Annotated in this window: 13 protein-coding genes; 6 read left to right on the plus strand and 7 right to left on the minus strand. The window is 61.1% G+C overall.

The genetic code is table 11. From position 1 onward, the window contains the following. Positions 1–266 precede the first annotated feature (266 nt). From OC445_RS23960 to OC445_RS23970, 3 genes are all read left to right on the plus strand, one after another. Complete coding sequence (locus OC445_RS23960) at positions 267–2,033, plus strand: ATP-binding protein (RefSeq protein ID WP_054918384.1); 1,767 nt, start codon at positions 267–269, stop codon at positions 2,031–2,033. Beyond that, positions 2,027–3,352 carry a sigma-54-dependent transcriptional regulator gene (locus OC445_RS23965; protein ID WP_262020390.1) on the plus strand — a complete coding sequence of 442 codons (1,326 nt, stop codon included), beginning with the start codon at positions 2,027–2,029 and terminating at the stop codon, positions 3,350–3,352. Before OC445_RS23960 ends, OC445_RS23965 begins: the two co-directional genes overlap by 7 nt. A gap of 333 nt (positions 3,353–3,685) precedes the next feature. Next, positions 3,686–5,005 (plus strand): MFS transporter, encoded by a 1,320-nt coding sequence (locus tag OC445_RS23970; protein ID WP_034128609.1) that lies wholly within the window; start codon positions 3,686–3,688, stop codon positions 5,003–5,005. A 140-nt stretch (positions 5,006–5,145) separates the two neighbouring features. Here OC445_RS23970 and OC445_RS23975 read toward each other — a convergent pair whose 3' ends face one another. After that, positions 5,146–5,901 (minus strand): hypothetical protein, encoded by a 756-nt coding sequence (locus tag OC445_RS23975; protein WP_019817341.1) that lies wholly within the window; start codon positions 5,899–5,901, stop codon positions 5,146–5,148. A gap of 177 nt (positions 5,902–6,078) precedes the next feature. Between OC445_RS23975 and OC445_RS23980 the strand changes: the two genes are divergently transcribed. Then, entirely contained in the window at positions 6,079–6,711 is a 633-nt protein-coding gene (locus OC445_RS23980; protein ID WP_054897657.1) for a flavin reductase family protein, read from the plus strand. 125 nt (positions 6,712–6,836) lie between these two features. Here the strand turns inward: OC445_RS23980 and OC445_RS23985 are convergent, their stop codons facing one another. Continuing rightward, a complete protein-coding gene (locus tag OC445_RS23985) occupies positions 6,837–7,082 on the minus strand; it encodes a hypothetical protein (protein WP_019817340.1) in 246 nt (81 codons plus the stop codon). Between the two features lie 41 nt (positions 7,083–7,123). Next, the gene (locus OC445_RS23990) at positions 7,124–7,465 is read right to left on the minus strand and encodes an antibiotic biosynthesis monooxygenase family protein (protein WP_003193915.1); all 342 of its coding nucleotides are present in this window, start codon (positions 7,463–7,465) and stop codon (positions 7,124–7,126) included. A gap of 327 nt (positions 7,466–7,792) precedes the next feature. On the opposite strand from OC445_RS23990, the gene OC445_RS23995 reads away from it, so the two are divergent. After that, the gene (locus OC445_RS23995; RefSeq protein WP_054897658.1) at positions 7,793–8,722 is read left to right on the plus strand and encodes an AraC family transcriptional regulator; all 930 of its coding nucleotides are present in this window, start codon (positions 7,793–7,795) and stop codon (positions 8,720–8,722) included. 123 nt (positions 8,723–8,845) lie between these two features. Here the strand turns inward: OC445_RS23995 and OC445_RS24000 are convergent, their stop codons facing one another. From OC445_RS24000 to edd, 4 genes are all read right to left on the minus strand, one after another. Continuing rightward, the gene (locus tag OC445_RS24000; RefSeq protein ID WP_034128612.1) at positions 8,846–10,315 is read right to left on the minus strand and encodes an ATP-binding protein; all 1,470 of its coding nucleotides are present in this window, start codon (positions 10,313–10,315) and stop codon (positions 8,846–8,848) included. After that, positions 10,305–11,039 carry a response regulator gene (locus OC445_RS24005; protein ID WP_003193918.1) on the minus strand — a complete coding sequence of 245 codons (735 nt, stop codon included), beginning with the start codon at positions 11,037–11,039 and terminating at the stop codon, positions 10,305–10,307. Before OC445_RS24005 ends, OC445_RS24000 begins: the two co-directional genes overlap by 11 nt. Positions 11,040–11,176: 137 nt before the next feature. Beyond that, positions 11,177–12,133 carry a glucokinase gene (locus tag OC445_RS24010; RefSeq protein ID WP_034128613.1) on the minus strand — a complete coding sequence of 319 codons (957 nt, stop codon included), beginning with the start codon at positions 12,131–12,133 and terminating at the stop codon, positions 11,177–11,179. Beyond that, positions 12,130–13,956 (minus strand): phosphogluconate dehydratase, encoded by a 1,827-nt coding sequence (gene edd, locus OC445_RS24015; RefSeq protein ID WP_014719752.1) that lies wholly within the window; start codon positions 13,954–13,956, stop codon positions 12,130–12,132. Before edd ends, OC445_RS24010 begins: the two co-directional genes overlap by 4 nt. A gap of 221 nt (positions 13,957–14,177) precedes the next feature. Here edd and gap point away from each other — a divergent pair, with 221 nt between their 5' ends. Further along, on the plus strand, positions 14,178–15,179 hold the full coding sequence (gene gap, locus OC445_RS24020) for a type I glyceraldehyde-3-phosphate dehydrogenase (RefSeq protein ID WP_003193921.1): 1,002 nt from the start codon (positions 14,178–14,180) through the stop codon (positions 15,177–15,179). The last annotated feature ends 210 nt before the right edge of the window (positions 15,180–15,389 follow it).

Below are 15,389 nucleotides of genomic sequence, written 5' to 3' on the forward strand. Positions count from 1 at the left end.
GCTTTTCCAAAGTGACCCGCCGTCAGGGCGGAACCCTAAGTGGCCGTTACCGCAGCAATGGATATGCACACAATCCAACTGTGTCGCCTGCCAGGCCCCCTTCGCGAGCAAGCCCGCACATTGGGATCGTGGGGCGTCAGGTAGATAGCCGTCGGCTGGCAGGCCGTCATCGCAGGCAAGCCAGCTCCCCCACAAGCTCCTTGGTCACAAGATATGAGCTGCCCATGCTATGGTGCTCGCCCCTTACCGTGCCTGTTCATCATCGTATGATCGTGATCCCTCGCCCCCTGCGCCTGACCTTCTATTCTCTGTTGATCATCGCCGGTGCGGTGCTGGCTGCCGCCTTGGCCACGCGCCATGCCGAACGCCAGGCCCTGGTGGACGACGCCGCCCGTGCCAATCAGCAGCTCGCGCTGTATGCCAACTCGCTGCACACCCTGATCGAACGCTACCGTGCCCTGCCCGCCGTACTGGCGCTGGATTCGGAGATGATCAGCGCCTTGAAGGGCCCGCTGGACGCCGCCACGCAAGACCGGCTCAACCGCAAGCTGGAGCGCATCAACGGCGCTGCGCAGTCTTCGACCCTGGAACTGATGGACCGCACCGGCCTGGCCGTGGCCGCCAGCAACTGGAACCTGCCCAGCAGTTATGTCGGCCACAATTACGCGTTCAGGCCGTATTTCAGCCAGACCTTGAGCCAGGGCACCGGGCGCTTTTATGCAGTGGGCGTGACCACGGGTATTCCGGGTTATTTTCTTTCCAGCGCGGTCGTGGATGAGCACGAGCAGTTCCTCGGTGCCATGGTGGTCAAGCTGGAGTTCCCGGAACTGGAGCGCGAATGGGCCCAGGGCAATGACCTGCTGTTGGTCAGCGATGCGCGGGGCATCGTGTTTATCGCCAACCAGCCGGGCTGGCGTTATCGCAACCTGCGGCCGTTGTCCGAAAATGACCTGGCTGAACTCAAGGCCACCCGCCAATACGACAAGAAGCAACTGCAGCCGCTGGACACCCAGCCCCTGCAACGCTTTGACGAAAACAGCCACTTGATCCGCGTCAACGGCCCCGACGGCAACGCCAATTACATCTGGGAGTCGCTGCCGCTCAAGCGCGAAGGCTGGACCCTGCACCTGTTGCGCAAACCCCAGTTTGCCTTTGAAGACCAACGTAACGCGGGCCTTGCCGCTGCGGGTTCGTGGCTGGCATTGGTGTTCCTGGGGCTGTTCCTCAGCCAGCGTTGGCGCCTGGCCCGCTTGCGCCAGCGCAGCCGTGAAGAACTGGAGCAATTGGTCGAAGAACGCACCCAGGCGCTGCGCACCGCCCAGGATGGCCTGGTGCAGTCGGCCAAGCTGGCGGCATTGGGGCAGATGTCGGCCGCCCTCGCCCATGAAATCAACCAGCCGCTGACCGCCCAGCGCATGCAACTGGCGACGCTGCGGCTGCTGCTCGACCATGGTCGCGTGGACGATGCCTACAAGGCTCTCACGCCATTGGATGACATGCTCACGCGCATGGCCGCGCTCACCGGCCACCTCAAGACATTCGCGCGCAAGAGCCCCAGCGGCCTGCGCGAAAAGCTGGACCTGGCGACGGTGGTCGACCAATCCTTGCACCTGCTGGACGCGCGCCTGCGTGACGAAGCCATCGGTGTGGTGCTGGACCTCACCCGCCCGGCCTGGGTACGTGGCGACGCGATCCGCCTGGAACAGGTGCTGATCAACCTGTTGCGCAACGCCCTCGACGCCATGGCCGACAAACCGCGCAAGCGCCTGGAAATCCGCCTGCACGCCGATCAGCAGCTGTGGCAGTTGAGCGTCTGCGACAGCGGCGGCGGGATTGCCGAAGAACATTTGAGCAGCGTGTTCGACCCGTTTTTCACCACCAAACCAGTGGGCGACGGGCTCGGTTTGGGACTCGCGGTGTCCTACGCTATCGTGCATGAACTGGGCGGACGCCTGGGTGCCGCTAACCGTGGCGATGGCGCGACTTTCACCTTGACCCTGCCTATCGCCCTGGAGACGCCAGACCTATGTTGAACGCGGTGATTGTGGTCGATGACGAAGCCAGTATTCGCACGGCCGTCGAGCAATGGCTGAGCCTGTCGGGGTTTGACGTGCAGTTGTTCAGCCGCGCCGAAGAGTGCCTGGCGCAACTGCCCAAGGACTTTGCCGGGGTGATTCTGAGCGACGTGCGCATGCCGGGGCTCAGCGGCCTTGAACTGTTGGCCGAGGTGCAGCGCCGCGATGCCGATTTGCCGGTGATTTTGCTCACCGGCCATGGCGACGTGCCAATGGCCGTCGAAGCCATGCGCGACGGCGCCTACGACTTCCTGGAAAAACCCTTCAGCCCCGACGCCTTGCTCAACAGCCTGCGCCGGGCGTTGGACAAGCGTGGCCTGATCCTGGAAAACCGCCGCCTGCATCAACAGGCCGATCATCGCGCGCAGTTGGAATCCAGCCTGCTGGGTGTGTCCAAGGGCCTTCAAAGCTTGCGCCGCCAAGTGCTGGACCTGGCGAGTTTGCCGGTCAATGTGCTGATTCGCGGTGAGACCGGCAGCGGCAAGGAGTTGGTCGCCCGCTGCCTGCACGACTTCGGCCCACGCGCCAAGAAGCCGTTTATGGCCCTCAATTGCGCGGCAATCCCCGAGCAGTTGTTCGAAGCCGAACTGTTCGGACATGAAAGCGGCGCCTTCACCGGCGCCCACGGCAAACGCATCGGCAAACTGGAATATGCCCACGGCGGCACCTTGTTCCTGGATGAAATCGAAAGCATGCCCCTGGCCCAGCAAGTGAAATTGCTGCGCGTATTGCAAGAGCAGAAGCTGGAGCGGCTGGGCTCCAACCAGAGTATCCAAGTGGACCTGCGCATCATCGCTGCCACCAAGCCCGACCTGCTGGAAGAAGCCCGTGCCGGGCGCTTTCGCGAAGACCTGGCCTATCGGCTCAACGTCGCGCAACTGCGCCTGCCGCCATTGCGTGAACGTCGCGAAGATATTCCCCTGCTGTACGAGCATTTTGCGCAAAGCGCCGCCGAGCGTCTGGGCCGCCAGGTCGAGCCCTTGAGTGGGCCACAGTTGGGGCGCCTGCTCAGCCATGACTGGCCGGGCAATGTGCGCGAACTGGCCAACGTCGCCGAGCGCCAGGTGTTGGGGCTGGACGAGCCGGAACCGCAAGGGGTCGAAGCCGGGCAGTCGTTAGCGGCGCAGCAGGAGGCGTTCGAGGCACACTGCCTGAAGGCCGCGTTGACGCGTCACAAGGGCGATATCAAGGCGGTGCTGGCCGAGTTGCAACTGCCGCGCCGTACCTTCAATGAGAAGATGCAGCGGCATGGGTTGGTAAGGGAGATGTTTGTGTAGCGATCTTTGGATCGCCATCGCGGGCAAGCCCGCTCCCACACTGATCGTTCCCACGCTCCGCGTGGGAACGCAGCCTAGGCCGCTCTGCGTCGCTTTTTAAAGGCGCGACGCGGAGCGTCACAACAGGCGTTACCACGCAGAGCGTGGGAACGATTACTGCAGCCATAAGCGGATTTCCGCTCACCACCCCAAAACCATCAGCGAATTTCCGCTCAATAAAATCCCGCAACCCTTCTATTGCGGGCCTTCCTCTACTTGGCACAGCTCCTGCTATAGCCCCAACAGGCTGCGCACGCGCCGCTCCATAAAAACAACTAGATGAAGGATCCTTCAATGGATAACTCCAACACCGTGCCTCTGGGATCGACGGCCGTCAAAGCGCAGGAGCGCACCACCTCCAGCCGCATCAAGTCGATCTTCAGCGGATCGGTCGGCAACATGGTCGAATGGTACGACTGGTACGTCTACGCCGCCTTCTCGCTGTACTTCGCCAAAGCCTTCTTCCCCAAAGGCGACACCACTGCCCAACTGCTCAACACCGCCGCGATCTTCGCCGTGGGCTTCCTGATGCGCCCGATCGGTGGCTGGCTGATGGGCCTCTACGCCGACAAAGTCGGGCGTAAAAAAGCCTTGATGGCCTCGGTGTACCTGATGTGCTTCGGCTCGCTGCTGATTGCCCTGAGCCCAGGCTATGAAATCATTGGTATCGGTGCGCCGATCCTGCTGGTGTTTGCCCGCCTGCTGCAGGGCCTGTCGGTCGGCGGCGAATACGGCACCTCTGCCACCTATCTCAGTGAGATGGCCACCAAGGAACGTCGCGGGTTCTACTCAAGCTTCCAGTACGTGACCCTGATCTCCGGCCAGCTCATCGCGCTGGCGGTGCTGATCGTTCTGCAACAGGTGCTCACCACCGAGCAGTTGTATGCCTGGGGCTGGCGTATCCCGTTCGCCATCGGTGCATTGTGTGCAGTGGTCGCGCTGTACCTGCGTCGCGGCATGGAAGAAACCGAGTCGTTCACCAAGAAAGAAAAAGCCAAGGAAAGCGCAATGCGCACCTTGATGCGCCATCCCAAGGAGCTGATGACCGTGGTCGGCCTGACCATGGGCGGCACCCTGGCGTTCTACACCTACACCACCTACATGCAGAAATACCTGGTGAACACGGTCGGCATGAGCATCTCCGACTCCACCACCATCTCGGCGGCGACGCTGTTCCTGTTCATGTGCCTGCAACCGATCATCGGCGGGTTGTCGGATAAAATCGGCCGCCGCCCGATCCTGATCGCCTTCGGCGTGCTTGGCACCCTGTTCACCGTGCCGATCCTTACTACCCTGCACACCATCCAGAGCTGGTGGGGCGCGTTCTTCCTGATCATGGCGGCGCTGATCATCGTCAGCGGCTACACCTCTATCAACGCCGTGGTGAAGGCCGAGCTGTTCCCGACCGAAATCCGCGCACTGGGCGTGGGCCTGCCGTATGCCCTGACCGTGTCGATCTTCGGCGGTACCGCTGAATACATCGCGCTGTGGTTCAAGAGCATCGGTATGGAAACTGGCTACTACTGGTACGTGACCGCGTGTATCGCCGTGTCGTTGATGGTGTACGTGACCATGAAAGACACGCGTAAACACTCACGCATCACCACCGACTAAAAAATGTGGGAGCGGGCTTGCTGTGGCGAGCAAGCTTGCTTGCGCTGGGGTGCGAAGCGCCCCCAAAAAGCTGGCTCCAGCTACGCTGTCGAACGGGAGCAAGCTCCCTCGCCACAGCAAGCCCGCTCCCTCATTTAGCCTTAGGACAACTCTGCGGCCTCATTGCGCCCATAGCGCCGCTGCGCATACGACGCGCCAGCAATCATCACCACCAGCACCGCAGCCAATACCGCGGATGAACCGATGGTGCCGAAATCCAAGCCGCCTTTTTCATGGGGTTTGGTCAGGAAATCCCCCAAGGTCGCGCCAAACGGCCGTGTCAGTACAAACGCCACCCAGAACAACAATACCGACGAGATGCGGGTGAAGTACTTGAGTACCACCACCGCGGCGATGGTTGAGCCGATCAACAATGCGCCACCGGCGAAGCCCAGCCCCGAATCGTCCGCGAGGAAATCGCCCAATGCGGTGCCCAAGGTGTTGGAGAACAGGATCGCCATCCAGTAAAACAGCTCCCCTCGGAAGGTCTGCACCTTGTTCACGTTCAGCGAGTCACCACTGAGGTGCCACAATGCAAAGATGATCATCAGGATCACGATCAGGATCATCGACCCGGTGGCGTAGCCCAGCCCCAGCGTGCGGTCCATGAAGTCGGACATTGTGGTACCCGCCGTGCTGGTAGACAAAATCACGATCCAGTACAGCACCGGGTTGTAGGTTTTCGACCAGAGTTGCGTCACCAGGGTCACCAGGAACACGCTGATGAGGATCATGGAGCTGATGGCGTAGCCAACGTTCAAGGTCATCGACAGCAAGTCCCCGGCGGTTTCGCCCAAGGTCGTTGCGCAGATTTTCATGACCCAGAACGCCAGGGTGATCTGAGGAAGTTTGTTCATGCAGTGGATAGCTCCAAGGCTCAGTCTTATAGGGGGTATTGACCTTGGGCGCAGACTGAAGGGGAAACTGTGAAAAATAGGTGGCAGATGTATGAAAAATCCATGGGCACGATGGAAATTCACCGCCATGAATTGCACTATGACCGCCTCCCAAACCGCGTAGCAGGAACCCCGGCCATGCCTGACGACATCCACTATTACGAACCCGCCAACGGCCACGGCCTGCCCCATGACCCGTTCAATGCGATCGTCGGCCCACGCCCGATTGGCTGGATCTCCTCGCACGATCGCGAAGGCCGCCTGAACCTGGCGCCCTACAGCTTCTTCAATGCGTTCAACTACATTCCACCGATCATTGGGTTTTCCAGTGTCGGGCGTAAAGACAGCCTGAACAATATCGAACAGACTGGAGAATTCGTCTGGAACCTGGCCACCCGCCCGCTGGCCGAGCAGATGAACCAGAGCTGCGCGGCCGTATCGCCCGAGGTGAATGAATTCGAACTCTCCGGGCTGACGCCGGTGGCTTCGAAAATCGTTGGCGTACCACGGGTGGGCGAGAGCCCGGTGTCGTTCGAGTGCAAGGTGACGCAGATCATCCAACTGCAACGTGCCGACCAACAGTTGGTCCCAAGCTGGCTGGTGCTGGGCGAGGTGGTTGCGGTGCACATCGCCAAATGGTTGCTCAAGGATGGGATCTACGACACTGCTGCCGCCGAGCCGATTTTGCGCGGGGGTGGCCCGGCGGATTATTTCCAGCTGGGGCCTGAGGCCCTGTTCAAAATGCACAGACCAGGCGCCACCAAACCCTGACTGAAATGCAATCAAAACTGTGGGAGCTGGCTTGCCTGCGATAGCGGTGGGTCAGTTAACTCAGGAGTGACTGATACACCGCTATCGCAGGCAAGCCAGCTCCCACATTGGTTAGGTGTGCTGCCTCAGCGTTCAGCAGTCGCCCAGGTCAGTTGGCCTTCTGCATCCACATCGACCAGATGCTCGAGTTGCAACGTCGCCGCATCATCGGCATCGGACGCTGTCTTGAACGTCTGCCCATCAAGGATCTTGTGAAACCTGGGTGCGCCCATGCCATCCAGTGCTTTGACGGCGACGGCGGCGCTGTAGCCACCTTCGCCCGGTACTACGGCGGAAACGGCTTCGTGGTGGGCAAATTGTTTACGTGCCATGTTGCAGGTCCTGGCCAATGGAAAGTCGGCCATTCTAACCGTTAACCGGCCAGTTGCAGGTACTCGCCGTAGGCCTGTGCCGCCGATGCGTCGGTGAAGGTCTGGAAGTCCATGCTGCGCACGACCATGTCGTTCAGAAGCTCGGTGAAAATCATCAGGGCCGGAGAGTTGAAGTAGGCGCTCATGGCCTGCTCGCTGCTCCAGAACCCGGACACCAGCCAGACATCGGGATCGACCTGGGAGTGCTGCAACGAGAATTGCAGGCAACCCTGGGCCTGGCGACCTGGCTCGATCAAACTGCTCAAGCGTGCACCGAGTTCGGTGCTGCACCCGCTACGGGCGCGGATAAAGGCCATATGGCTCGCGGGAATGGGGGTGGACATGTTCGACTCTCCCGTTGAGAAGTGATGCTCGGCAAGCACAATGAGGGCGTGTTGCCACAGGATCAAAGATAACGGCGCGGGGGTGGGCGCGGTTAGTCAATTCCTGCAGGCTTATTGCACAATCCTGCGAGAAGCGTAGGAAGGACGTTCGGCCCCAGGATTTATTCCAGGCCCAGGCCTCATGTTTCAGGGTGATGACAGGCTGCGCACTTGCCTGATTCACGCTATCTCGCAGGATCAGGCAAGGATGCTGCAGAATCGACGTAACACTTTTTGAAAAGCCGCCGCTAAGCTGAGCCCATCAAAGCAGCGTGTAGAGGACGCCCCATGCCGTCGCCCGAATCCAGGTCCACTCCCCTCGATGCCGAGATGGAGAAACAACGCGCCGAGCTGGCCAGTATCGTGCACCGCCATACCTGGGAGGACGGCTCCTACGGCACGGCGATCACCTCGCTGTACCTGAACCGCCACAACGCACCCCGGGATTTCATGCCGGTGCTGGTGGAGCCCGCGCTGTGCATCCTTGCCAGTGGCAGCAAGGAAGTGCGCCTGGCCGACGAGATCTTTGCCTACGACCCGCTCAACTACCTGGTGTTCTCGGTGGCGATGCCGGTGGCCGGCCGCATCATCGACGCCACCGCCGAGGACCCGAACCTCTCGGTGCGCATCAATATCGACCCGGCGCAGCTCACCGCGCTGATCGCAGAGGCCGGGCCAATGGGCGTGCCCTCGCGCCCGACCTCACGAGGCATGTACGTCGACCGCATCGATCACGCACTGCTCGACGCGGTGCTGCGCCTGACCCGCTTGCTGGACACGCCTAAAGACATCGCGATGCTCGCGCCCTTGATCAACCGTGAAATTCTCTACCGCTTGCTGCGTGGCCCGCAGGGTTATCGCCTGTATGAAATCGCTGTGGCTAACAGCCAGAGCCATCGGGTGAGCCAGGCGATCACCTGGCTGAACGGTAACTACGAACAGCCGCTGCGTATCGACGACCTGGCCAAAGAGGTGAACCTGAGCGTCTCGACCCTGCACCATCGCTTCAAAGCGATCACCGCCATGAGCCCGCTGCAATACCAGAAGCAACTGCGCTTGCAGGAAGCCCGGCGGCTGATGATTGCCGAAGGGCTGGAGGCCTCGGCAGCGGGGTATCGGGTGGGGTATGAAAGCCCGTCCCAGTTCAGCCGGGAGTACAGCCGGTTGTTCGGTGCGCCGCCGCTGCGCGACCTGGCCCGGTTGCGCCAGAGCATCTGATGTACGCAGAGCAACATGTGGGAGCTGGCTTGCCTGCGATGGCGGTGTGTCAGTCACTAATGAGTCAACTGAACCACCGCTATCGCAGGCAAGCCAGCTCCCACATTTGATCTCAGGTGTTTGTTAGTCCAAGGTTCTTGGTAGTTGCAGGGTAACGCGCAGGCCGCCTTCACGCAGGTTCTGCAAACTCACTTCGCCCCCATGGCTGTGGGCAATATTGCGCGCAATCCCCAATCCCAATCCGTAACCCTGCTGCTGGCCGGCCAGGCGGAAGTGCGGCTCAAACACCTGCTCCAGTCGCTGCTGCGGCACACCGGGGCCCTCGTCATCCACATGCAGGATGAACTGCACGCCATCGTCCTCGATATGCAAATGCGCGTTCTGCCCGTACTTGAGCGCGTTGTCGATCAGGTTGCCGATGCAGCGCTTGAGCGCCAGCGGCTTGCCTGGGTAGGCTGACAGGGCCGCGCCATCAAGGGTCACTCGGCCATTGCCATGGGGTGCCAGGTACGGCTCCACCAGGCATTCGAGGACGTGGTTGAGGTCCACCGGCTGGATGTTTTCGTGGATGTCGGTATCTTTCACGCATTGCAGCGCGCCCTTGACCAGCAATTCCAGCTCATCCAGGTCACGGCCGAATTTGTTTTGCAGGTTCTCGTCTTCCAACAATTCCACACGCAGGCGCAGGCGGGTGATGGGCGTGCGCAGGTCATGGGAAATCGCGCTGAACAACTGGCTGCGCTCGGTCAGGTAACGGCTGATGCGTTCACGCATGGCATTGAATGCACGGCCCACTTCCACCACTTCACTGCCGCCGCCTTCAGCCACCGGCTCCACATCGGCGCCCAGGGACATGTCCCGCGCCGCTCGCGCCAGGCGCTTGAGTGGCCGGCTTTGCCAGTGCACCAGCAGGCCGATGAACAACAGCAGAAAACCGCTGGTGAGCACGATGAACCACACCTGCTGGGACGGCAGGCCTTGCTCTTCCAGGCTGGTGTAGGGCTCGGGCAATAGCGAGGCGATGTACAGCCATTCACCGGGTGCCAGTTGGATCTGGGTGACCAGCACCGGCGGGTTCACCGGTTCCAGGGTCAGCGCGTAATGGGCCCAGGAACGTGGCAGTTCGTCGAGCTTCAGGCCGGCATTGAAGATGCGCAGGTCTTCGGCGCTGACAAACTCCACCGAGATATGCACGTCGGCACCCAGGGTCTGGCGCAGCACTTCATCCACCGCCACCAGCACCGCTTGCTTGCGCGGGGTTTCGGGCAGTATTTGCATGTCCAGCGGGCGATCATTGAGGGTCACCACAAAACGCGTGCCGCCCATGCTGCGCAATTGGTCCAGCACTAACGGGCGATAGGCCACCGGCAGCGACCGGAAGTAACTCACGCTGGCGGTCATTGAGTGCGCCAGACTACGGGCGCTGGTCACCAGGCCCTCAAGCTGGGTGGCGCGCAGTTGCGACACCCAGATCACGCTGGACAGCGCTTGGGCAAACAGCACCGCCAGCAAGGTCAACAGTAACATGCGCCCCAGCAGCGAGCGGGGTACCGGGAAGCGGCGGCGACGTTCGTTCAGCGGTTCAGTGGGCATTGCCGGCAACCACGCTGGCTGCCAGTTGATAGCCGCTGCCACGCACGGTTCGGATCAGCCGCGGAGGTTTCTCGGTGTCGCGCAGGCGCTGGCGCAAGCGGCTGACGGCCATGTCGACGATACGGTCCAAGGGCATCAGGTCGCGGCCACGGGTGGCGTTGCCGATGGTGTCGCGGTCGAGGATCTGTTGCGGGTGGTCGAGAAACAACTTGAGCAAGGCGAAGTCGGCACCGGAGAGGATCACCTCTTCACCATCCACATGAAACAAGCGGTGGCTGATCATATCCAGGCGCCATTCATCGAACACCCACACATCACCGCCGCTGCTGCGCTCCTGGCCGAATTGGCAGCGGCGCAGCAGTGCCTTGATGCGCGCCTGCAACTCGCGGGGGCTGAATGGTTTGCCGATATAGTCATCGGCGCCCAGCTCCAGGCCGATCACGCGGTCGGCTTCGTCGGAACTGGCGGTGAGCATGATGATCGGCACCTGCGCCTGACGCGGGTGCTGGCGGATCCAGCGGCACAGGCTGAAGCCGTCTTCGTCTGGCAACATGACATCGAGGATGACCAGGTCGCACGGCGCCTCGTTCATCGCCTGGCGGAACCCCGCGCCGTCGGACACGCCACGGACCTGGAAGCCGGCGCGACTGAGGTAGGTTTGCAGCAATTCGCGGATTTCCTGGTCGTCGTCGACGAGGAGAATGGATTTACTGATTACGCTCACGGGGCCTCCTTGTTGTTATGGCCTGGCTTAAATCATCGGGTGCGCTTTAGGCCGTCATCGCAGGCAAGCCAGCTTCCACACTTGGAATGCATTCCAGACTGTGGGAGCTGGCTTGCCTGCGATGGCGCCATTATGACCTATGCAAAGGCTTGCTCAAGCGCTACACCCGCCCCGGTCAGCCCAGAATACGGCGCTGTCACCAGCCACACCGGAATACCTTTGAAGTAGTCGCTCATGCAGCCTTTGTCGCGAAAACTCTGGGCAAAGCCACTGTTGATAAAGAAGTCGGCAAACCTCGGTATCACCCCACCCACGATGTATACGCCACCGCGCCCACCGGTGGTCAAGACGTTATTGCCCGCCACTCGGCCCAGCCAGATGCTGAACTGGTCCAATACTTCCATGGCCACCGGATCGCCGGCCAGGCCCGCCGCCGTGATGGCTTCGGGGGTGTCGAGCACCGGCTCGTGCCCATCCACCGCACAAATCGCCCGGTACAGGCGTGGCAGGCCGCCACCGCTCAACGCGGTTTCGGCGCTGACATGCCCGATCTCGCTGTAGATGTGTTGCCACAGCTGGGTTTCCCGTGGGCTGCTCAGGGGCAGGTCGACATGCCCACCCTCCCCCGGCAATGCTGCCCAACGGCCTGCGCCGAGGTCCAACAAGGTGCCGACACCAAGACCCGTACCCGGGCCGATCACCACGGCCGGGCGCAAGGGCTCCGGCGTGCCTTCGCAGACCACGCGGAATTCGTCGGGCTTGAGTCGGGTCATGCCCAGGGCCATGGCCGAGAAGTCGTTGACCAGCAACAGTTCATCCACCTGCAGGGCCTGGCAAAACGCGGTTTTGCTCAGGCGCCAGTGGTTGTTGGTGAACTTGAATTCATCGCCGCTCACCGGCCCGGCCACCGACAGGCACACCGCACCGATGTCCCCGATTTGCAGGCCTTCTTCTTTGAGATAGACCTTGATCGCCTCTTCAGGGCTGCCGTGATCCGCCGTGGCATGCACGCGGATCGAATGCAGTTCCTGATCCCGCCATAACGCAAAACGGGCGTTAGTCCCCCCGATGTCACCGACCAGCGCAAGCTTCACTTAAGCGTCTCCAAGGCAGAGGTAAAGGCGCTGGCGCCCTGCTCTGCGGAGCTTGCGGCCAAGCGCATGAATGCAAACAACTCGCGACCGGCCCCCACGTTATTGCCCAACAGGCCCGTGGCAGGCGTGCGCGCTGCAAATACTTCGGCGTCCACCTTAAGCTCCAGGGTGCCGGTAACGCCATCCACACGGATGATATCGCCATCCTGGACCCGCGCCAGCGGCCCGCCGCTCTGGGCTTCGGGGTTGACGTGGATCGCGGCTGGGATCTTACCCGACGCGCCGGACATTCGCCCATCTGTCACCAGCGCCACTTTGAAACCACGGTCCTGCAACACGCCCAGGAACGGGGTCATCTTGTGCAGTTCCGGCATGCCGTTGGAGCGCGGCCCCTGGAAGCGCATCACCGCGACAAAGTCTTTTTCCAACAGGCCGGCCTTGAAGGCATCGGCCAGGTCCTGCTGGTCCTGGAACACCACCGCGGGCGCTTCGACAACCTGATGCTCCGGCGCTACCGCCGAAACCTTCATCACGCCACGGCCAAGGTTGCCTTCCATCACGCGCAAGCCGCCTTCCGGCGAGAACGCACGGGCCACCGGGCGCAGGATGGTTTCGTCGAGACTTTCGATCGGGCCGTCGCGCCAGACCAATTCGCCATCCACCAGGAACGGTTCCTGGATATAGCGGCTCAGGCCCTTGCCGGCCACGGTGTTGACGTCTTCGTGGAGCAGGCCGGCTTCCAGCAGTTCACGGATCAGGAACGACATACCGCCCGCCGCCTGGAAGTGGTTGATGTCAGCCTTGCCATTTGGATACACGTGGGACAGGGTCGGCACCACCTCGGAGAGGTCGGCCATGTCCTGCCAGGTCAGGATGATGCCTGCCGACATGGCAATGGCCGGCATGTGCAGGGTGTGGTTGGTGGAGCCGCCAGTGGCGTTGAGCGCAACGATGGAGTTGACGATGGACTTCTCATCGACAATCTCGCCAATCGGCGTGAAGTTGCCATTGGCCTTGGTCAAACGCGTGACCTGGTGCGCAGCTTCGCGGGTCAACGCATCACGCAGCGGCGTGTACGGGTTGACGAACGAAGCGCCGGGCAAGTGCAGGCCCATGACTTCCATCAGCAACTGGTTGGTGTTGGCGGTGCCGTAGAAGGTGCAGGTACCAGGGCTGTGGTAGGACTTCATCTCCGATTCCAGCAGTTCTTCGCGGCTGGCCTTGCCTTCGGCATAGCGCTGGCGCACATCGGCCTTCTGCTTGTTGGAGATACCCGACGGCATCGGCCCGCCCGGCACGAAGATCATCGGCAGGTGGCCGTAGCGCAGCGCGCCCATCATCAGGCCAGGGACGATCTTGTCGCAGATGCCCAGCATCAGCGCGGCGTCGAACATGTTGTGGGACAGCGCTACCGCCGTGGACATGGCAATGACTTCACGGCTGAGCAGGCTCAGCTCCATGCCTGGCTCGCCCTGGGTCACGCCGTCGCACATGGCGGGGGTCCCGCCGGCGAACTGACCGACCGAGCCGACTTCGCGCAGAGCCTTTTTGATTTGTTCGGGGAAATGCTCGTAGGGCTGATGCGCCGAGAGCATGTCGTTATAAGAAGAAACAATTGCCACGTTGGCGGCATTCATCATGCGCAGGCTGTTTTTGTCTTCGGTGCCGCAACCGGCCACGCCGTGGGCGAAGTTGGCGCATTGCAGCTTGCCGCGCATCGGACCGTCGCTGGCTGCGCCGCGAATGAGCGCAAGGTAAGCCTCGCGGGTGGCGCGGCTGCGGGCGATAAGCCGTTCGGTGACCTCAAGAACGCGGGGATGCATGTATAGAACTCCAGGCTAACGGATGTGGCGACCTGAGTGTCTATGCTGATCAAACGCCCACGGCTCATGGGATGGCAGGGGGTCGTTTGGATCATCGGACCAGTTGATTCAGGTCACTCGTTGTAGATTGAACAAAATATTGCCACTAAAAAGGCTTGTTTTCTATTTTTATGCGAATAATCTTGTAATTCTTACAACAAATCGACGACAGGCACCTTCCAATGACTCTTCGTATCGCAATCAATGGTTTTGGCCGTATCGGCCGTAATGTCCTGCGCGCACTGTATACCCAAGGCTATCGCCAGGATCTGCAGATCGTCGCCATCAACGATTTGGGCGACAGCTCGATCAATGCTCACCTGCTCAAGTACGACACCGTACACGGCACTTTCGACGCAGAGGTTGCCCACGATCAGGAAAGCCTGACCGTCAATGGTGACCGGATTGCCGTGAGTGCCATTCGCAACCCCGCCGACCTGCCGTGGGCTGCGCACAAGATTGACGTGGTGTTCGAATGCACCGGTCTGTTCACCGACCGTGACAAGGCTGCCGCCCATATTAGCGCCGGCGCGCGCAAGGTGATCATTTCGGCCCCGGCCAAAGGCGCGGATGCCACTGTGGTTTATGGCGTAAACCATGACATCTTGCGTCAATCCCACCAGATCATTTCCAACGCATCGTGCACCACCAACTGCCTGGCGCCGGTGGCCCAGGTGCTGCACCGCGAGCTGGGTATCGAAAGCGGCCTGATGACCACCATTCACGCCTACACCAACGACCAGAACCTTACCGACGTGTACCACACCGACCCGTACCGCGCGCGCTCGGCCACCCAGAACATGATCCCGAGCAAGACCGGCGCCGCTGAAGCGGTGGGCCTGGTGCTGCCGGAACTGGCAGGCAAGCTGACCGGCATGGCGGTGCGTGTGCCCGTGATCAACGTGTCGCTGGTAGACCTCACCGTGCAGTTGAAGAAAGAAGCCACGGCCGATGAAGTCAACGCCCTGCTCAAACACGCCAGCCAGCATTCGAAGATCCTCGGCTACAACACCCTGCCGCTGGTTTCCAGCGACTTCAACCATAACCCGCTGTCGTCGATCTTCGACGCCAATCACACCAAGGTCAGCGGCAAATTGCTCAAAGTGCTCGCGTGGTATGACAACGAGTGGGGCTTCTCCAACCGTATGCTGGATAACTGCCTGGCGTTGTGTAACGCCGAGTAACTCCACAAGATCGACCAGATCGTTCCCACGCTCTGCGTGGGAATGCCACCCTGGACGCTCCGCGTCCTGCTCTTAAAGTTGTGACGCGGAGCGTCACAGGATGTGTTCCCACGCAGAGCATGGGAACGAGCGGCACAATCTCCAAGGCATCTCAAAGTGCCACTTGCCATTTCAGTTGATGATAAGCATTATCATTAACTGCAAATCGGT

Origin of the sequence: Pseudomonas sp. Pse35 (genome assembly GCF_024519715.1) — a bacterium.
GTDB classification, from domain to species: Bacteria; Pseudomonadota; Gammaproteobacteria; order Pseudomonadales; family Pseudomonadaceae; genus Aquipseudomonas; species Aquipseudomonas paracarnis.